Source organism: Limimaricola hongkongensis DSM 17492 (assembly GCF_000600975.2).
In the GTDB taxonomy this organism is placed as follows: Bacteria; Pseudomonadota; Alphaproteobacteria; order Rhodobacterales; family Rhodobacteraceae; genus Limimaricola; species Limimaricola hongkongensis.
In genome coordinates this window covers 208575-224596 of sequence record NZ_KK088650.1, presented here as the reverse complement: position 1 = coordinate 224596, position 16022 = coordinate 208575, and the positions used below count along the sequence as shown (strand labels likewise).

Here is a 16022-nt window from a genome sequence, read left to right as displayed (position 1 = left end):
CGGCCCCGAGAGGACGAGATGACCGTGATCGTGACCGACAAGGGCTTTGGCCCCGATGATTTCGAAGGCGGCTTCGTGCCGCTGGCCGAGTTCGGCGACACCGACACCGCCGTCGAGATCGCCCCCGCCGACGACCCGCGCGAGCTGGTGGGCCGTCTGGGCGAAATCGCGGCGATCCGCGTGACCTTCCCCGCCTTTTCCGACGGGCGCGGGTTCACCCATGCGCGCGACCTGCGCTCCCTGGGCTTCACGGGGCGGCTGCGCGCGGCCGGCCACGTGATCGCGGATCAATACGCCATGGCCCGCCGGTCGGGGTTCGACGAGGTCGAGATCTCCGACGACCTGGCCGCGCGCCAGGCCGAAGAGCAGTGGCTGGCCCGCGCCGACTGGCAATCGCACAACTACCAGGCGCGGCTGCGCGGCTGAGCCGCCTGTCCTTTTCGCGCCCCATACCCTATTGAGCCGAGCGAGAGAGTAATGACCGAGCAAAGCCCCGTGACCCAGACCAACGCCACCCACGTGGCCAAATCCCCCGACGCGCAGGTCGTCACCGCCGTGCGTCACTACACCGACAGCCTGTTCTCGTTCCGCGTGACCCGCCCCGCGAGCCTGCGCTTCCGCTCGGGCGAATTCGTGATGATCGGCCTGATGGGCGACAACGGCAAGCCGCTGATGCGCGCCTATTCCATCGCCTCGCCGAACTGGGACGAGGAGCTGGAGTTCTACTCGATCAAGGTCGCCGACGGCCCGCTCACCTCCCGGCTTCAGCACATCCAGGAAGGCGACCACATCATCCTGCGGCCCAAGCCCGTCGGCACGCTGGTGCATGACGCGCTGGTGCCCGGCAAACGGCTGTGGCTGTTCTCGACCGGCACCGGCTTCGCGCCCTTCGCCTCGCTCTTGCGCGACCCGGAAACCTTCGAGAAGTTCGAGCAGGTGATCGTCACCCATACCTGCCGCGACGTGGCAGAGCTGACCTATGGCCGCGAACTGGTCGAGAGCGTCAAATCCGACGAGATGCTGCGCGAGCTGATCGGCGAGGAAAACCTCGACAAGCTGGTCTACTACCCGACCACCACCCGCGAAGAGAGCCCGAAGATGGGCCGCATCACGCATCTGATCGAGAATGGCGAGCTGTTCTCCGATCTCGGCCTGCCGCCGCTCGACCCGGCCACCGACCGCGCCATGGTCTGCGGCAGCCTCGCCTTCAACCTCGACATCAAGGCGCTGCTGGAGCAGGCTGGGCTGCGCGAGGGCGCCAATTCCGACCCGGCCGAGTTCGTGATCGAAAAGGCCTTCGTCGGCTGATCCGCCCGTCAGCGCCGAACAAAAACGCCGCGCGGAGCGATCCGCGCGGCGTTTTCGTTTGCGGCCCCGCGCGTCCGGACGACGCGGCGCGCGGGGGGCGGATCACTCGACGCCCAGCTCGACGCGAATGTCCTCCAGAAGCGAATCGCGGATCGCGGGATAGCGGCGGGCCCGCTCCAGCGCCGTGGCCAGCTGGTCCTTGCGGTCCTGCTCGAGCGCGCTGTCGGAGATCGCCTGCTGCACGGCCTCGTAATCGAAGCTTTCGGGGCGCAGCGCCTCTTCGAGAATGGCGAGCCCCTCATTGGTGCCCGCGGCCTCGGTTCCCGCGGCGTCCTCGGCGGCCTCCTCGACCTCCTCGGCGCGGTTGACATCGTCCATGAGGATCGTCGGCTCATTGCCTTCGGGGGCGGGCACGGTCTCTTCCTCGACTTCGTCGGTCAGCGCCTCGGTGGTGGGCTGGTCGATCGCCGGCACCGGCTCCTCGCCCATGTCCTCGACCGGATCGGGGTTGATCTCGCCCTCGCCCTCGTCGCCGATATCGGCGGTGGGCGTTTCGGCCAGCTGGCCGATGTCGTCGTCGCCGGTCGACAGCTCCGTCTCGTCGCCCCCCCAAAGCGTGGTCACCACGATCACCGCGAGCACCGCGGCGGCGACGATACCGAGTATCTTCATCATTGTGCTCATCCTTGCTGAAATTCCTGAAGCTTTGCCCGATGTCATAGCACGCGCGGCAGCAGAAGCCATGTCGCGGGCCGCATTCGGATGGCGTTCCGCCCTTGTTTTGCGGCTTGAAACGCTCTACCGGGGCGACTACCTTTCGACCAGCCAATCGAACAACCGAAGGACTTGCACCATAGCCCGCAGACCTCATAACGCGCCGCCAACGCGCGACACCGGCCCCCGCGTCAACGATCGTATCCGCGTGGCCGAAATCCGACTGATCGGACAGAACGGCGAAAACATCGGCGTCGTCAGCCCCGAGCGTGGCCTGGCTCTCGCCGAAGAGGCCGGTCTCGACCTCGTCGAGATCTCGCCCAACGCCGCGCCGCCGGTCTGCAAGATCATGGATTTCGGCAAGTTCAAATACGAGACCCAGAAGAAAGAGGCCGAGGCCCGCAAGAACCAGAAGACCTTTGAAATCAAGGAGGTCAAGTTCCGCCCCAACACCGACACGAATGATTACGACGTGAAGATGCGGAACGTCCTGAAGTTTCTCGAGGCGGGCGACAAGGTGAAGGTCACGCTGCGCTTCCGCGGCCGCGAGATGGCGCACCAGGAACTGGGCCGCGAGCTTTTGCAGCGCGTCGCCAGCGACGTCTCCGAGATCGGCAAGGTCGAGAACATGCCCAAGATGGAAGGCCGCCAGATGGTCATGATGATCGGGCCGAGCCAGAAATAACCGCGTCGTGCCAAGCCGCCGATGCCAGAGGCCGCCCTTCGGGGCGGCCTTTTTCGTCCCGGCCCGCCGAAGCCGCGCAGGGCCACCATGCCCCACCGGCGCCCGGCGCATGATGGCGGGCCCGTCGACGCCCCCGGCGCCCGGCGCATGGCGCACGGCAGGGCCCGCCAGCCTCCCCCGCCGCTGCGCCGTCGCCCGCAAACGCGAACGGGCCGCCCCGAAGGGCGGCCCGTCATCCTCTCATGTCAGGCCGGGGCCTTACTGCGCCGAGGCCACCTGCTGCAGCAGCGGCGTGATCCGGCGCACGGTGGCGCGGCGGTTGGCCTGCACGTCGCCCTCATCCTCGATCTTCAGGAACCGTTCGCCATAGCCCTGCACCACGAGGTTCTCGGGCGGGATGTCGAAGGTTTCGGTCAGCGCCAGCGCCACGGTTTCGGCACGGCGATCCGACAAGGCGAGGTTGTAGGCGTCATTGCCCACGGCATCGGTGTGCCCTTCGATCAAGAACACCTCGCGCGGGTTCTCGGCCAGCCGGTCCTCGATCGCGAGCCCCAGATCCACCAGCGTCGCGGCCTGCTCGGGGCGCAGCGCCGCCGAACCGGTGGCAAAGGTCAGCGTGTCGAGATCGATGGCCGGCACGAGCGCGCGCACCGCTTCGATCTCGCGCACCTGCCGCAGGCTGTAGTTGCGGCCCGTATCGACCGCCGCCTCGGCGCGCAGCGCCTCGATCAGCGCCGCGCGGTCGGCCTCCGCGGTGGTCAGCGTGACCGGCGCCGGTTCCGCTTCGCGCAGGCTGCGCACATCGACCGGCTCGGACTGCGCGAGATCGTCGAACAGCTCGATCTCGGTGCCGTCGGCAAAGACCCGGCTGCGGCGCAGCACGCGGCCCTGCGCGTCGCGGATCGTCACCACCTTGGTGCCGTCCTCGCGGGTGAGCGTGGTGCGGCTGGAGCCGTCATCGAAGCTCTCGGTGCGGATCTCGGCGCCGGGCTGGCGCAAGAGCGCGTCGTCGTCGCGGTAGATCTCGAGCCCGTCATCGCCCTCGACCACGACCCGGTCGCCGGTATTGGCCACGACCTCGCGGCCATTGTTCAAAAGCGAGCCGACGGCCACGGCGCCGATGCCGAGCATCAGGGCCTTCTGGAAATCCGACAGCCCGTCATCCTTGTCCTTCCTGGCTTCCTGCTGGGCTTCGGCCTCGGCGTTCGCCTCGGCACCGACCTCGGCCTCGAATTCCTCGTCGCTCTGGCGCGAGTTCTCCTCGTCGATCTCGGTCTCGGTGACCTCGGCGGCGGCGGATTCGTCCGACGCGGCGGCGGCCACGGATGTCTGCGGCTCATCGGCGGTCGGGTCGACGTCGTCGCGCTCGGCCCGGCGCTCGGCCCGGCGCGCTTCGCGCTTCGCGCGGCGTTCGGCGCGCTCTTCCTTGGTCAGCTTGCCCGCCGCGGTCTCATCGGTCGCCTCGGCGTCGGAATCCGCCTCGGCGGTTTCGGCGGCCTGCTGTTCCGCCTCGGCGGCAGCGGCGGCCTGCGCTTCGACCTCGGCCTGCTTTTCAGCCTTGCGCGCGGCCTTGTCGGCGGCCTTCTGCTCCGCTTTGGCAGCAGCCTGAGCTTCGGCTTCGGCCTCGGCCTGAGCGTCTGCCTCGGCTTGGGCCTCCGCCTCGGCCTGCTCCACGGCCTGCTGCTCCGCCTGTGCGGCAGCGTCTGCCTCGGCTTGGGCCTGAGCGTCCGCCTCGGCCTGCAGTTCGGCTTCGCGCGCCGCCTCTTCGGCGGCCTGTGCTTCGACCTCGGCCTGCTTTTCAGCTTTGCGCGCGGCCTTCTTCGCGGCCTTCTCCTCGGCCTTGGCAGCGGCTTTCTGTTCCGCCTCGGCGGCAGCCTGCGCCTCGGCTGCGGCGGCAGCTTCGGCTTCGGCGGCCTCGGTCGCGGCCTGCGCCTCGTCCGCACCGGCCCGAACCTCGGACGTCGCGGCTTCGGCGGCGTCTTCCACGGCGTCGGTGAGGTCGGAAACCGCATCATCCGCATCGCCGCGCAGCGCGCGCAGGGATTGGCGGATCGCCTTGCGATCGCCGCTGGTCAACAGCTCGAAATCGAGCCCGGCCTGCGCCGCGGCCTCGGCGTCGATCTCGCCGGATTCGGCAAGTCGCTGAAGCACCTTGGGCTTCAGATCGGCCAGGGGCACACCCTGCGTCACGGCTTCGTCGTCGCAAGGCGGCGTGTCGCCATCAAGACAATACAGCGCCCCGCCCGATTGCTGGGCCGCGGCAATCGGGGCGAGATGCGGCAGCATCAGCGACAGGCCGGCTGCCAGCGCCGTGGTGGTGCGATAGCTTCGTTTCATGAATTTCTCCTCTCGGGCCGCCCTGCGCCTCGCGGCGGGACAGGCATTGCCGGTGCAACGCGGACAGCCGCGCCATGGATCCCGGCGGGGCCATGCTATGCAATAACACGCCGCTGCCATCGGCTGCGGCTGCACGAAAACAGACGGAAAAAGAGCACCGCCCTTGCCAATTTCCGCCGTATTCGCGCAGGATTTTAACAAGCCAGGGGACCGCGCATCGCGGCCTCGCGACTTGGAGCGCCAGATGACCGAAATGTTGCCTGATCTGGAAACCGATCTGAGCGGCCTGCCCGTCGACGACTGGCAGGCAAGTCTCGACCGGATCGGCGAGGAGCATGGCTATTACGAACGGCTCGGCCCCGGTCACGCGGCGCTGTTCATCGATGCCGGGCCGCGGCTCATGGTCAGCTTCGAGACCCGCGACCAGATCCGGCGCAGGCCCGGCGCCCGGCCCCGCGGCTTCGAGATGGCCACGCGCATGGGCTGGTCGGTCCTGGTGCTGATCTCGGACGGGCCAGGCTGGTTTCGCGCGCCGCGCGTCTGGGGCTATGTCGACCGGCTGGTGGATGAGGGCTTCTTCGAGGATTTCGAGCGGGTGCTGTTCTTCGGTCACCACGAAACCGGCTATGCCGCCGCCGCCTATTCGGTCGCCTCGCCCGGCGCGCGGGTGCTGGCGCTGCGCCCGGTCGCCACGCTCGATCCCGAGATCGCGGGCTGGGACCGGCGCCATCTCGCCGCGCGACGGCTCGATTTCAACAGCCGCTACGGCTATGCGCCCGACATGGCCGAGGCGGCCGAGCGCGTCACCGTGATCTTCGACCCCAACCACGCCGCCGACGCGGTCCATGCCGCGCTGTTTCGCCGGAGCAATGTCGCGCGGCTGCGCGCCGCCCATGCCGGCAGCCGGCTCGACCCCATCCTCGAACAGGCCGGCGCGCTCGCGCCGCTTCTGGAGCTGGCGATGGAGGACCGGCTCGACCGCGCGGCCTTTGCCCGGATCTGGCGGGCGCGGCGCGACAATGCGCTGTATCTGCGCGGCCTGCTGCGCCAGCTCGAACAGAGCGGCCATCCGGGCCGCGCCGAACGGCTGTGCCGCCACGGGCTCACCACCTCCGAGGCGCAGCATTTCGCCTCGAAGCTCAAGACCCCGCCGGTGGCCCGGCCCCGTCCGGCGGGCCCGGTGTCGCGCGCCGGCTGACCCGGCGGCCGGGCGGCCCGTGACCTATGGTCAGGCCCGGCGGGCCGGTGTAGGACAACGCCCATGAAAGACGCACGCCCCACCCGGATCACCCTCCGCCGCCCCGATGACTGGCACCTGCATCTGCGCGACGGCGCGATGCTCGACGCCGTGGCGCCCGAAAGCGCCCGCCATTTCGGCCGCGCCATCATCATGCCCAACCTCGTGCCGCCCGTGGTCACCGCCCAGCAGGCCGCCGCCTATCGCGACCGCATCCGCGCCGCCCTGCCCGAAGGCAGCCGCTTCACGCCGCTAATGACGCTTTACCTGACCGAGGACACCGACCCCGAGGATGTGCGCCAGGCCCATCGCGACGGCATCGCCACCGCGGTGAAGCTCTACCCGGCGGGGGCGACCACCAACTCCGCCTCCGGCGTGCGCGATTTCGACCGCGTGCGCCCGGTGCTGGAGACGATGGCCGAAATCGGCATGCCGCTTTGCGTGCATGGCGAGGTGACCGACGGCACTGTCGACATCTTCGACCGCGAGGCGGTGTTCATCGACCGCGTGCTCAAGCCGCTGCGCCGCAAGGTGCCGGATCTGCGCGTCGTCATGGAGCACGTCACGACCGCCGACGCGGTGGATTACGTGCGCGACAGCCCGCGCAACCTCGCCGCGACGATCACCACGCATCACCTGATCATCAACCGCAACCACATCCTCGCGGGCGGCATCAAGCCGCATTACTACTGCCTGCCGGTGGCCAAGCGCGAACGCCACCGCGTGGCGCTGGTGCAGGCCGCCGTCTCGGGCGATCCGCGGTTCTTCCTCGGCACCGACAGCGCGCCGCACAGCGATCCGGCCAAGCTGCAGCCCTGCGGCTGCGCGGGCATCTTCACCGCGCCCAACACCATGTCCTGCCTGGCCGAGGTGTTCGAGGCCGCGGGTCGGCTGAACCATCTCGAAGCCTTTGCCTCGCTCAACGGGCCGCGTTTCTACAAGCTGCCGGTCAATGACGACACGATCACCTTGGTCAAGGGCGCGCCCGTCACCTACCCCGAGCGGATCGAGACCGGCGACGGCCCCGTGACCGTGTTCGATCCCGGATTCGCGCTGCACTGGCGCGTCGAAGACTGACCCTCACGACAAAGAGACAATGATGATTCCCACCGGCTACCCCCCGAAGGACGAGATCGCGCGGCTGACCGCGCGCATGCTGCTGGAGATCGGCGCGGTCCAGTTCAACGCGACCGAGCCCTTCACCCATGCCTCCGGCAAGCAGGCGCCCACCTATGTCGATTGCCGCAAGCTCATTTCCTTCCCGCGGATCCGCGCCACGGTGATGGATTTCCTCAGCATCCAGATCATGCGCGAGGCGGGCTTCGAGGCGTTCGACAACATTGCGGGCGGCGAGACGGCGGGCATTCCCTTTGCCGCCATGGTGGCCGAGCGCATGGCGCTGCCGATGAGCTATGTGCGCAAGAAGCCGAAAGGCTATGGCCGCAACGCCCGGATCGAGGGCGCGATGAGCGAAGGCCAGCGCGCGCTTCTGGTCGAGGATCTGACCACCGATGGCGGCTCCAAGCTGAGCTTCGTCGAGGCGATCCGCGACACCGGCGCGACCTGCGACTGGACCGCCGTCATCTTCTATTACGGCATCTTCGAAGGCGTGACGGAATCCCTCGCCGAACATGGCATCGGGCTCATTCACCTGTGCACCTGGTGGGACGTCCTGGCCGAGGCGCGAAGCAGCGAGGCCTTCGACGCGGCCACCCTCGACGAGGTGGAGCGCTACCTGCGCAACCCCGCCGGATGGGCCGCGGCGCGTGGCTGAGAGGTGACGGTCGGCTTGGAATAGCCGACCCGCCTGCCCTTACGTAAACAAGATGTTGACCTGAACCCCGCGACCGCGCCAAGATATGGCAGGGCGCGGCGTCTCCACAGGTTATCCACAGCCTTATACAAGTTGCGTCCCCGCCCCGTCGTTGTCTATCAGCGGCGATACGCGTCGCGGGCACGGCGCGCGGGCCAAGGGGTAGCAGCGATGAACGAGATCACGACATTCCGTCCGGGCGCGCTCGAAGAGGCGAAACCGGACCAGATGCCGCATTCGATCGAGGCCGAGCAGCAGCTTCTGGGCGCGATCCTGACCAATAACGACGTGTTCGACCGGATCGCGATGATCGTGTCGAAGGATCACTTCTACGATCCGGTTCACGCCCGCATCTTCGACGTCGCGGCCCAGCGTATCGCCAAGAACGCGCTCGCCTCGCCGGTGACGCTCAAGACCTTTCTCGAAGACGACGAGGGGCTCAAGGAGCTCGGCGGCCCGGCCTATCTGGCGCGCCTCGCCGGCGCCGCGATCTCGGGCTTTGCCGCGCGCGACTACGCGCAGATGATCTACGACCTCGCGATTCGCCGCGAGCTGATCGGTCTGGGCCGCGACATCGCCGACCGCGCCGCCAAGGTCGAGGTGTCGTCGGAGCCCAAGGAGCAGATCGTCGAGGCCGAGCAGAAGCTCTACAAGCTGGCCGAGCAGGGCAGCTCGGAGTCGGGCTTCCAGTCCTTCCTGCGCGCCGTCACCGACGCGGTGAAGGTGGCCAACGCCGCCTATCAACGCGATGGCGGTCTCGCCGGTGTCTCCACCGGCCTCGTCGATCTCGACAAGAAGCTCGGCGGCCTGCACCGTTCGGACCTTCTGATCCTCGCCGGGCGTCCCTCGATGGGCAAGACGTCGCTGGCGACCAACATCGCCTTCAACATCGCCAAGGCCTACAAGCGCGGCATGACGCATGACGGCACCGAAGGCGCGGTCAATGGCGGCGTCGTCGGCTTCTATTCACTGGAGATGTCGGCCGAACAGCTCGCCGCGCGTATCCTGTCGGAGGCCTCCGAGGTGCCGTCCGAGCAGATCCGCCGCGGCGACATGACCGAGGCCGAGTTCCGCCGCTTCGTCGATGCCGCAAAGCAGCTCGAAAGCTGCCCGCTCTATATCGACGACACACCTGCCCTGCCGATTTCCCAGCTCGCGGCGCGGGCGCGGCGGCTCAAGCGGACGCATGGGCTCGACGCGCTGTTCGTCGACTATCTGCAGCTGGTGAAGGGCACCGGCAAGGGCGACAACCGCGTCAACGAGATCTCCGAGATCTCCCAGGGCCTCAAGGCCATCGCCAAGGAGCTCGACATTCCCGTGGTCGCGCTGTCGCAGCTGTCGCGCCAGGTGGAAAGCCGCGAGGACAAGCGGCCGCAGCTGTCGGACCTGCGCGAATCCGGCTCGATCGAGCAGGATGCCGACGTGGTGATGTTCGTGTTCCGCGAGGAATACTACAAGGAACGCGAGAAGCCCGGCGACCACGAGATGGACAAGATGGCCGTCTGGCAGGACGAGATGGAGCGCCTGCATGGCCGCGCCGAGGTCATCATCGGCAAGCAGCGCCACGGCCCGATCGGCTCGGTCGATCTGAGCTTCGAGGGCCGCTTCACCCGTTTCGGCAACCTCGTGAAGCCCTGGCAGGACGGCAACGCCCCGCGCGACTTCTGAGCCGTCATTTCCCCGCCAGATCCTTGAGGATCGGGCAATCGGGCCGGTCGTCGCCGGCGCAGGATTCGATCAGGTCGCCCAGCGTGGCGCGCATCTGCTGCAACCGGTCGATGCGCGCCTCGATCTCCTCGGCATGGCGCTGCGCGAGGCGGCGCACCTCGGCGCTGGCGCGGTCGCGATCCTCGTAGAGCGACAAGAGCACCCGGCAATCCTCGATCGAAAAGCCCAAGGACCGCGCGCGGGCGAGAAAGGCCAGCTTGTGCACCTCCCGCTCGCCGAAACGGCGATAGCCATTGCCGTCGCGCGGCGGTGCCACGAGGCCGATCTCCTCGTAGTAGCGGATCGTCTTGGCGGGCAGCCCGGCCCGCGTCGCGGCCTCTCCGATATTCATGACCCCTCCTCCACGATCCTTTGCATGCCGCGCAGCCGCAGCGCGTTGGTCAGCACCAGCACCGAGGAGACCGACATCGCCGCCGCCGCCAGCACCGGCGACAGCATCATGCCGTTTACCGCATAAAGCGCCCCGGCGGCGACCGGGATCAGCGCGATGTTGTAGCCGAAGGCCCAGCCGAGGTTCTGGCGGATGTTGCGCATCACCCGGCGGCTGATCGACAGCGCGTCGGCCACCGCACCGATCCGGCCGGATGACAGCACCACCTCGGCGCTTTCGATGGCGACCTCGGTGCCGCTGCCGATGGCGATGCCGACATCCGCCGCCGCCAGCGCCGGCGCGTCGTTGATGCCGTCGCCCACGAAAGCCACCGGGCCGCGGTCGCGCAGGGCCTGCACCGCGGCGACCTTGCCCTCTGGCAGCACCTCGGCCTCGACCAGATCGATGCCCAGCTCGGCGGCGATGGTGCGGGCCGTGACGCGGCTGTCGCCGGTGATCATCGCGACCTCGACCCCCATCGACCTGAGCGTGCCGACGACCGCGCGCGCCTCCGGCCGCAGCGGGTCGGCCACCGCGAGCGCCGCCACCGGCGCGCCGTCGATGGCGACGAGCACCGGCGTCCGGCCCCGCCCGGCCTGCGCGCGGGCCAGATCTTCGAGCGGCGCGGGATCGACCCCCGCCTCTGACAGAAGCCGCGCATTGCCGACGAGCACCGCGCGCCCGCCGACCCGCCCCTTCAGCCCGCGCCCCGGCACCGCCTCCACGCCTTCGGCCCCCTGCGGCGCAAGCCCGCGCGCGCGGGCCGCCGCGACGATGGCCGCCGCGATCGGATGCTCGGACTGCGCCTCGAGCGCCGCGACATCGGCGAGGATCGCGGCCTCGTCCTGCCCGGCCAGCGCATCGAGATCGGTCAGCGCCGGGCGTCCTTGGGTCAGCGTGCCGGTCTTGTCGAAGGCCACCACGCGCACCCCGTCGAGCGCCTGCAGCGCATCGCCGCGCCGAAACAGCACCCCGAGCGAGGCCGCCCGCCCCGTGCCCACCATGATCGACACCGGCACCGCGAGCCCCATCGCGCAGGGGCAGGCGATGATCAGCACCGACACCCCCGCGACCAGCGCATGGGTCAGCGCGGGCGCGGGGCCAAGAAGAAGCCACGCCGCCACCGTCAGCACCGCAAGACCGAGCACGGCGGGCACGAACCACGCGGTGATCCGGTCGACGAGGCCCTGGATCGGCAGCTTTGCCCCCTGCGCCGCCTCGACCATGCGGATGATTTCGGCAAGCCGGGTCTCGGCGCCCACGGCGGTGGCGCGGACGCGCAGCGCGCCATTGCCGTTGACGGTGCCGCCGGTGACGGCATCGCCCGCGCGCTTGGCCACCGGCACCGGCTCTCCGGTCAGCATCGCCTCGTCGACCCGGCTCTCGCCCGAGATCACCTCGCCATCGGTGGCAATGCGGTCGCCGGGGCGCACCAGCATCACGTCGCCGGGGCGCAGCGCGCCCGCGTCGATCTCGACCGTCTCGCCGCCGCGCTCGATCCGGGCCACGGGCGCCTGCAGATCGACCAGCGCCCGGATCGCGGCGCCGGTGCGCCCCTTGGCCCGCGCCTCCAGCGCCCGGCCCAGAAGGATCAGCGTGACGATGACGCCCGCCGCTTCGAAATAGACGGCGCGGGCGCTCTCGGGCAGCAGCCCCGGCGCGAATGTGGCGACGGTCGAATAGCCCCAGGCCGCCAACGTGCCCAGCGCCACGAGGCTGTTCATGTCGGGCGCGCCGCGCCACAGCGCCGGCAGCCCGCGCATCAGAAAAATCCGCCCCGGCCCGGCGAGCACCAGCGTCGTCAGCACGAACTGGATCAGCCAGCTGGTCCAGTGGCCGATGCCCTGCGCGATGGCCGCGTGAACGCCCGGGATCGCATGCGCGCCCATGGCGAGCCCCACGACCGGCAGCGTCAGCACGGCCGCCACCCCGGCGCGCCGCATGAGCTGCCCGGCCTCGGCGGGCTTGCGGTCCCCGGTGGCCCCCGCGCCGTTGCCGGACGGGCGGTCATCGGCGTCGCGCGCCGCGTATCCCGCCGCCTGCGCCGCCGCGATCAGCTCGGCCACCGGCGCCCCCCCGGCGAGGCGATCCACCTCTGCCGTCGCGGTGGCGAGGTTGACGCGCGCTTCGATCACGCCCGGCACGGCGGCGAGCGCGCGTTCGACCCGCCCCACGCAGGAGGCGCAGGACAGGCCGTCGATCCCGAGCCGCACCCTGTCGCGCCGGGCCGGGTAGCCCGCCCGGTCGAGCGCGGCCACGATCTCGCCCGGCTGGCCGCCCCGCAGCGTGGCCGCCTCGGTGGCGAGATTGACCTGCGCTTCGGTCACGCCGGGCACGGCGGCAAGCGCGCGCTCGACCCTGCCCACGCAAGAGGCGCAGGACATGTTGTCGATCCGCAAAATGGTGGGCTGGGCGGTCATCCGGCGATCCTCTGGCTGGTCCGCAAGACAGATAAAGGTTCCAGTCACGGGAAGGTCAAGCCCGCCCGGCGCCTGTCATCCGATAACAAGGGGCATCGCTTGACCGGGCCGCCCCGCGCCCGCTCATATCGGGGGCGCGGACGCCACAGAACCGACAGACAGGAGGATCGCCATGAGCATCACACGTCGCAGCCTGCTTCTCGCGGCGCTGGCCACGCCGTTGTCGCGCCCGCTCGCCGCGCAACAGCGCAGCGGGCTCCTGCCGACCGAGGTGCGGGTGCATCCAGGGCTTGCGCCGGGCGACATCTACGTCATCCCCGAGGATTTCCACCTGTATCACATCCGCCGCCCCGGCGTGGCGATGCGCTACGGTGTCGGCGTCGGCCGGGCCGGGCTGGAATTCAAGGGCGCGGCGGTGATCCAGCGCAAGGCCGAATGGCCGTCATGGCGCCCGACCGACGCGATGATCGCGCGCGAGCCGGACAAATATGCGAAATACGCCGATGGCGTGCCCGGCGGGCCGGACAATCCCATGGGGGCGCGCGCGCTCTATCTCTACCGCGACGGGCGCGACACCTATTACCGCATCCACGGCACCACCAACCCCGAGACCATCGGCTCCTCGGTGTCGAATGGCTGCATCCGGCTGCGCAACGAGGACGTGATGGCGCTGTATGACAGCGTGTCGATCGGCAGCCACGTCACCGTGGTCTGACCCCGCGCGGGGTCAGGCGATTCCGGGCACGTGCTCGACCGACAGCGTGTCCGCGTCGCGCAAGGCGGAGGGCAGCTCGGCGGCGCCGCCCGGCACCAGAAGCACCACCCGCGCGCCTTCCCGCGCCGCCGCCAGCGCCGCCGCGACCGGGTCGGCGGCGACCTGCCGTTCCGCGTCGCGCCGCGCCAGTTCGAGGATCTCGGGCGCGAGCCCCGGCGCATGCACGATCAGGTCGGCCTCCTGCATCCGCCGCACGCCGCGCAGGCTCAGTAGATCCGCCTCTCCGGGCCCCGCGCCGACATAGGCAATCGACCCTTCGGACGGGCCCGGCCCCTGCTCCAGCCGCGCCTTGAGGATCTGCGCCGCGCGCCGCTCGGAGCCCGCCGCATGGGCGCGGCGCACCGGGCCCGAAAACACCCAGACCCAGAAATCGCGCCGGGCGCGGGCCGACAGCCTTTGTCCCACCGCGCCGCGCATCCGCCCCGCCAGCGCCGCCAGCGCGCCAAGCCGCGGCTCCAGCATGGTCTCCACCGCGGTCTTGATCTGGCGGCCCAGCACGGGGGCCGTGCCTTCCGTGCCGATCGCCACCACCACCGGATCGCGATCGACGATCGACGGCGTCAGCGCGTCGCACAGCGCGGGCCGGTCGACCACGTTGACCACCGGCGCGCCCAGGCTCTTGGCGAGCGCGTGCAGCGCCCCGTCGGCGCCCGCCGATCCGGTGGCGACGAAGGTGATCGCCGCGGCCTCGAACAAATCGGCGTGGATCTCGTGCGCATCGACCAGCCGCACCCGGCCTTCATCGGCCAGCGCATGCAATTCGTCGTCGAATTCGAAGCCCGCCACCACGATCTCGGCATCGGTGCGGATCACGAGCCGGGCCTTCTGCGCCGCCTGCTCGCCGCCGCCGAGGATGACGATGCGCCGCCCGGAGGTGGCGAGAAACATCGGAAAAGCCTTCATGCCGCCGCCCCCGCGGGCAGCGCGTCGCGGTCGCGCGCCTGCCACAGCGCCTCGGCCAGCGCCTCGGCCCGGGCGAGGCCCGGCGCCGCGCCCAAGGCCAGCAGCGCCAGCGCCGCGGTGCCGGTGACCAGCGCCGTGGCAAAGGCATCGTCGCTCTCGCCGCGCCAGAGCCGCTGCAAATCGCCGGGCCGCCCGCCCGGATCGGCGAGGCGGCGGGTTTCGTCCCGGAGCGCCTGCGCGGTCAGGTCCACCTCGGCGCCGTCGAGCAGGCCGAACAGCTCGATCTCCTTTGACGGGTTGCGTTCGAACTCGCCGCCCGCGCCCTTGAGGATCATCAGGTTGCGCTGGCCCAGCAGCGCGCCGGTGTCGGTCTGCAACCCGCGATAGGAGGGGTGGAACACGCCCTGCACCTGCGCGCCCGCGCCAAAGGGGTTGGCCACGCGCAGCACCGTGTTGATGCAAGAGCGCAGCCCGAACACCTCGCGCAGGCGGATCAGCTTGTGGCCGCCGGGCGACCATGCTTCCAGCGGCACATAGGCGATGGAGGCCGCGTCGAGCGCCGAGGCCAGCGCCGCGCCGCTCTCGGCCACGGGGATGCCGAGACCGGGCAGCGCGTCGCGGATCTCAACGCGATGCGCGTTCCAGCCATGCAGCGCCACGCGGTGCCCCGCCCCCGCCACCAGCTTGGCCGCGAGCAAAAACCACGGCAGGCCGCGGGTGCGCCCGGCGGCATAGGAGGGCCAGTCGAGATCGGGCGCGGCGCGGCGCCAATCCGCGCCGCTGGCCAGCGCGTCGGCAAAGCCCGCGATCTCGGACGGTCCCTCGCCGCGATAGCGCATCACCATCAGCAATGCGCCCGCCGCCTCGGGCGCCGCGCTGCCGTCGAGGATCAGCCGCAGCGCCTCTGCCGCCTCCTCGCGCGACAGCTGGCGGCCCCGCCCCGGCCCGCGCGCCACCGCGCCGACAAAGGGCGCAAGCGCGGTCGCGGCGGGCGGCGATACGGTCGGCTGGGTCATGGCATCGGGCCCTTTCGTCGGTGTCGTGCATCAGATTAGGCCGCCAGAGGCGCAGAGGAAGGGCGCATGGTCAATGCGCGGCACCCCGCGATTTGAACGCGATGCGACGAGTGGCCGCTTTTTCCGCATGCGACGACGCTGTTATGTGCAGACCGAGCGCCTTCGGCGCATTCGCCTCAAGGAAGATCTCATGACCATTCGCCCTTTCGCCGTTCTTGCCGTCCTTGGTTTCGCCACCGCCGCGCAGGCGCATGACTACAAGGCCGGCGATCTGACCGTGCTGCATCCCTTCGCGATCGAGACCGCCGCGCGCGCCACCACCGGCGCCGGGTATTTCGAGATCCGCAACGATGGCGACACCGCCGACACGCTGATCGCGGTCGAGGCCGATTTCCCGAAGGTGGCGCTGCACACGTCGGTCGAGGCCGACGGCATGATGACGATGCAGCCGCTCGAGCGGATCGAGATCGCGCCGGGCGACACCGTGACCCTTGCCCCCGGCGAAGGCGGGCACGTGATGTTCATGGGGCTGGAGGCGCCGTTCGAGATCGGCGAGTCCTTCGACGCCACGCTGGTCTTCGAAAAGGCGGGCGAGATCGCGGTCGAGTTCAATGTCGAGCCGCGCCCCGACCCCAGCGCCGCCGGGATGGATCACGACGAGATGGATCATGACGACATGAATCACGGCGAGATGGATCACGACACCGCCGAATAGA

At 69.9% G+C, this 16022-nt stretch carries 15 protein-coding genes; 9 read left to right on the top strand and 6 right to left on the bottom strand.

Annotated elements, in window-relative coordinates:
- The first annotated feature begins 18 nt into the window (after positions 1-18).
- Both LOKHON_RS05730 and LOKHON_RS05725 read left to right on the top strand, forming a co-directional pair.
- Positions 19-426 carry a DUF934 domain-containing protein gene (locus LOKHON_RS05730; protein ID WP_017928305.1) on the top strand — a complete coding sequence of 136 codons (408 nt, stop codon included), beginning with the start codon at positions 19-21 and terminating at the stop codon, positions 424-426.
- Positions 427-477: 51 nt separating this feature from the next.
- A complete protein-coding gene (locus tag LOKHON_RS05725) occupies positions 478-1308 on the top strand; it encodes a ferredoxin--NADP reductase (protein ID WP_017928304.1) in 831 nt (276 codons plus the stop codon).
- A gap of 102 nt (positions 1309-1410) precedes the next feature.
- Here LOKHON_RS05725 and LOKHON_RS05720 read toward each other — a convergent pair whose 3' ends face one another.
- Positions 1411-1983 carry a hypothetical protein gene (locus LOKHON_RS05720; RefSeq protein WP_017928303.1) on the bottom strand — a complete coding sequence of 191 codons (573 nt, stop codon included), beginning with the start codon at positions 1981-1983 and terminating at the stop codon, positions 1411-1413.
- A 247-nt stretch (positions 1984-2230) separates the two neighbouring features.
- On the opposite strand from LOKHON_RS05720, the gene infC reads away from it, so the two are divergent.
- Positions 2231-2707, top strand: a complete 477-nt coding sequence (infC, locus tag LOKHON_RS05715; protein WP_017928302.1) for a translation initiation factor IF-3 — start codon at positions 2231-2233, stop codon at positions 2705-2707.
- 258 nt (positions 2708-2965) lie between these two features.
- On the opposite strand, the gene LOKHON_RS05710 is transcribed toward infC, so the two are convergent.
- Positions 2966-5044: an OmpA family protein gene (locus LOKHON_RS05710; protein ID WP_017928301.1), complete on the bottom strand. Its 2079-nt coding sequence runs from the start codon at positions 5042-5044 to the stop codon at positions 2966-2968.
- Positions 5045-5288: 244 nt separating this feature from the next.
- On the opposite strand from LOKHON_RS05710, the gene LOKHON_RS05705 reads away from it, so the two are divergent.
- From LOKHON_RS05705 to LOKHON_RS05690, 4 genes are all read left to right on the top strand, one after another.
- Positions 5289-6242: a hypothetical protein gene (locus LOKHON_RS05705; protein WP_033315516.1), complete on the top strand. Its 954-nt coding sequence runs from the start codon at positions 5289-5291 to the stop codon at positions 6240-6242.
- 63 nt (positions 6243-6305) lie between these two features.
- A complete protein-coding gene (gene pyrC, locus LOKHON_RS05700; RefSeq protein WP_017928299.1) occupies positions 6306-7358 on the top strand; it encodes a dihydroorotase in 1053 nt (350 codons plus the stop codon).
- Positions 7359-7380: 22 nt separating this feature from the next.
- The gene (locus LOKHON_RS05695; RefSeq protein ID WP_026147454.1) at positions 7381-8055 is read left to right on the top strand and encodes an orotate phosphoribosyltransferase; all 675 of its coding nucleotides are present in this window, start codon (positions 7381-7383) and stop codon (positions 8053-8055) included.
- Between the two features lie 210 nt (positions 8056-8265).
- Entirely contained in the window at positions 8266-9762 is a 1497-nt protein-coding gene (locus tag LOKHON_RS05690) for a replicative DNA helicase (protein WP_017928297.1), read from the top strand.
- A gap of 4 nt (positions 9763-9766) precedes the next feature.
- Here LOKHON_RS05690 and cueR read toward each other — a convergent pair whose 3' ends face one another.
- Positions 9767-10153, bottom strand: coding sequence for a Cu(I)-responsive transcriptional regulator (gene cueR / locus LOKHON_RS05685; protein WP_017928296.1), 387 nt, complete (start codon positions 10151-10153; stop codon positions 9767-9769).
- Positions 10150-12612 (bottom strand): heavy metal translocating P-type ATPase, encoded by a 2463-nt coding sequence (locus tag LOKHON_RS05680; protein WP_017928295.1) that lies wholly within the window; start codon positions 12610-12612, stop codon positions 10150-10152. Before LOKHON_RS05680 ends, cueR begins: the two co-directional genes overlap by 4 nt.
- A 172-nt stretch (positions 12613-12784) precedes the next feature.
- Here LOKHON_RS05680 and LOKHON_RS05675 point away from each other — a divergent pair, with 172 nt between their 5' ends.
- The gene (locus LOKHON_RS05675; protein ID WP_017928294.1) at positions 12785-13327 is read left to right on the top strand and encodes a L,D-transpeptidase; all 543 of its coding nucleotides are present in this window, start codon (positions 12785-12787) and stop codon (positions 13325-13327) included.
- A gap of 12 nt (positions 13328-13339) precedes the next feature.
- Here LOKHON_RS05675 and LOKHON_RS05670 read toward each other — a convergent pair whose 3' ends face one another.
- On the bottom strand, positions 13340-14290 hold the full coding sequence (locus LOKHON_RS05670; protein ID WP_081610573.1) for a siroheme synthase: 951 nt from the start codon (positions 14288-14290) through the stop codon (positions 13340-13342).
- The gene (locus tag LOKHON_RS05665) at positions 14287-15306 is read right to left on the bottom strand and encodes a glycosyl transferase family protein (protein ID WP_017928292.1); all 1020 of its coding nucleotides are present in this window, start codon (positions 15304-15306) and stop codon (positions 14287-14289) included. The genes LOKHON_RS05670 and LOKHON_RS05665 overlap by 4 nt, the downstream gene beginning before the upstream one ends.
- A 190-nt stretch (positions 15307-15496) precedes the next feature.
- Here LOKHON_RS05665 and LOKHON_RS05660 point away from each other — a divergent pair, with 190 nt between their 5' ends.
- Entirely contained in the window at positions 15497-16021 is a 525-nt protein-coding gene (locus LOKHON_RS05660; protein ID WP_017928291.1) for a copper chaperone PCu(A)C, read from the top strand.
- Position 16022 lies beyond the last annotated feature (1 nt).

Coding starts and splice junctions, on each gene's coding strand:
- pyrC (WP_017928299.1), top strand. CDS start 6,306: ATGAAAGACGCACGCCCCACCCGGATCACCCTCCGCCGCCCCGATGAC.
- LOKHON_RS05675 (WP_017928294.1), top strand. CDS start 12,785: ATGAGCATCACACGTCGCAGCCTGCTTCTCGCGGCGCTGGCCACGCCG.
- LOKHON_RS05725 (WP_017928304.1), top strand. CDS start 478: ATGACCGAGCAAAGCCCCGTGACCCAGACCAACGCCACCCACGTGGCC.
- LOKHON_RS05670 (WP_081610573.1), bottom strand. CDS start 14,290: ATGAAGGCTTTTCCGATGTTTCTCGCCACCTCCGGGCGGCGCATCGTC.
- LOKHON_RS05705 (WP_033315516.1), top strand. CDS start 5,289: ATGACCGAAATGTTGCCTGATCTGGAAACCGATCTGAGCGGCCTGCCC.
- LOKHON_RS05690 (WP_017928297.1), top strand. CDS start 8,266: ATGAACGAGATCACGACATTCCGTCCGGGCGCGCTCGAAGAGGCGAAA.
- LOKHON_RS05665 (WP_017928292.1), bottom strand. CDS start 15,306: ATGACCCAGCCGACCGTATCGCCGCCCGCCGCGACCGCGCTTGCGCCC.
- LOKHON_RS05660 (WP_017928291.1), top strand. CDS start 15,497: ATGACCATTCGCCCTTTCGCCGTTCTTGCCGTCCTTGGTTTCGCCACC.
- LOKHON_RS05680 (WP_017928295.1), bottom strand. CDS start 12,612: ATGACCGCCCAGCCCACCATTTTGCGGATCGACAACATGTCCTGCGCC.
- LOKHON_RS05695 (WP_026147454.1), top strand. CDS start 7,381: ATGATTCCCACCGGCTACCCCCCGAAGGACGAGATCGCGCGGCTGACC.
- LOKHON_RS05710 (WP_017928301.1), bottom strand. CDS start 5,044: ATGAAACGAAGCTATCGCACCACCACGGCGCTGGCAGCCGGCCTGTCG.
- LOKHON_RS05730 (WP_017928305.1), top strand. CDS start 19: ATGACCGTGATCGTGACCGACAAGGGCTTTGGCCCCGATGATTTCGAA.
- LOKHON_RS05720 (WP_017928303.1), bottom strand. CDS start 1,983: ATGATGAAGATACTCGGTATCGTCGCCGCCGCGGTGCTCGCGGTGATC.
- cueR (WP_017928296.1), bottom strand. CDS start 10,153: ATGAATATCGGAGAGGCCGCGACGCGGGCCGGGCTGCCCGCCAAGACG.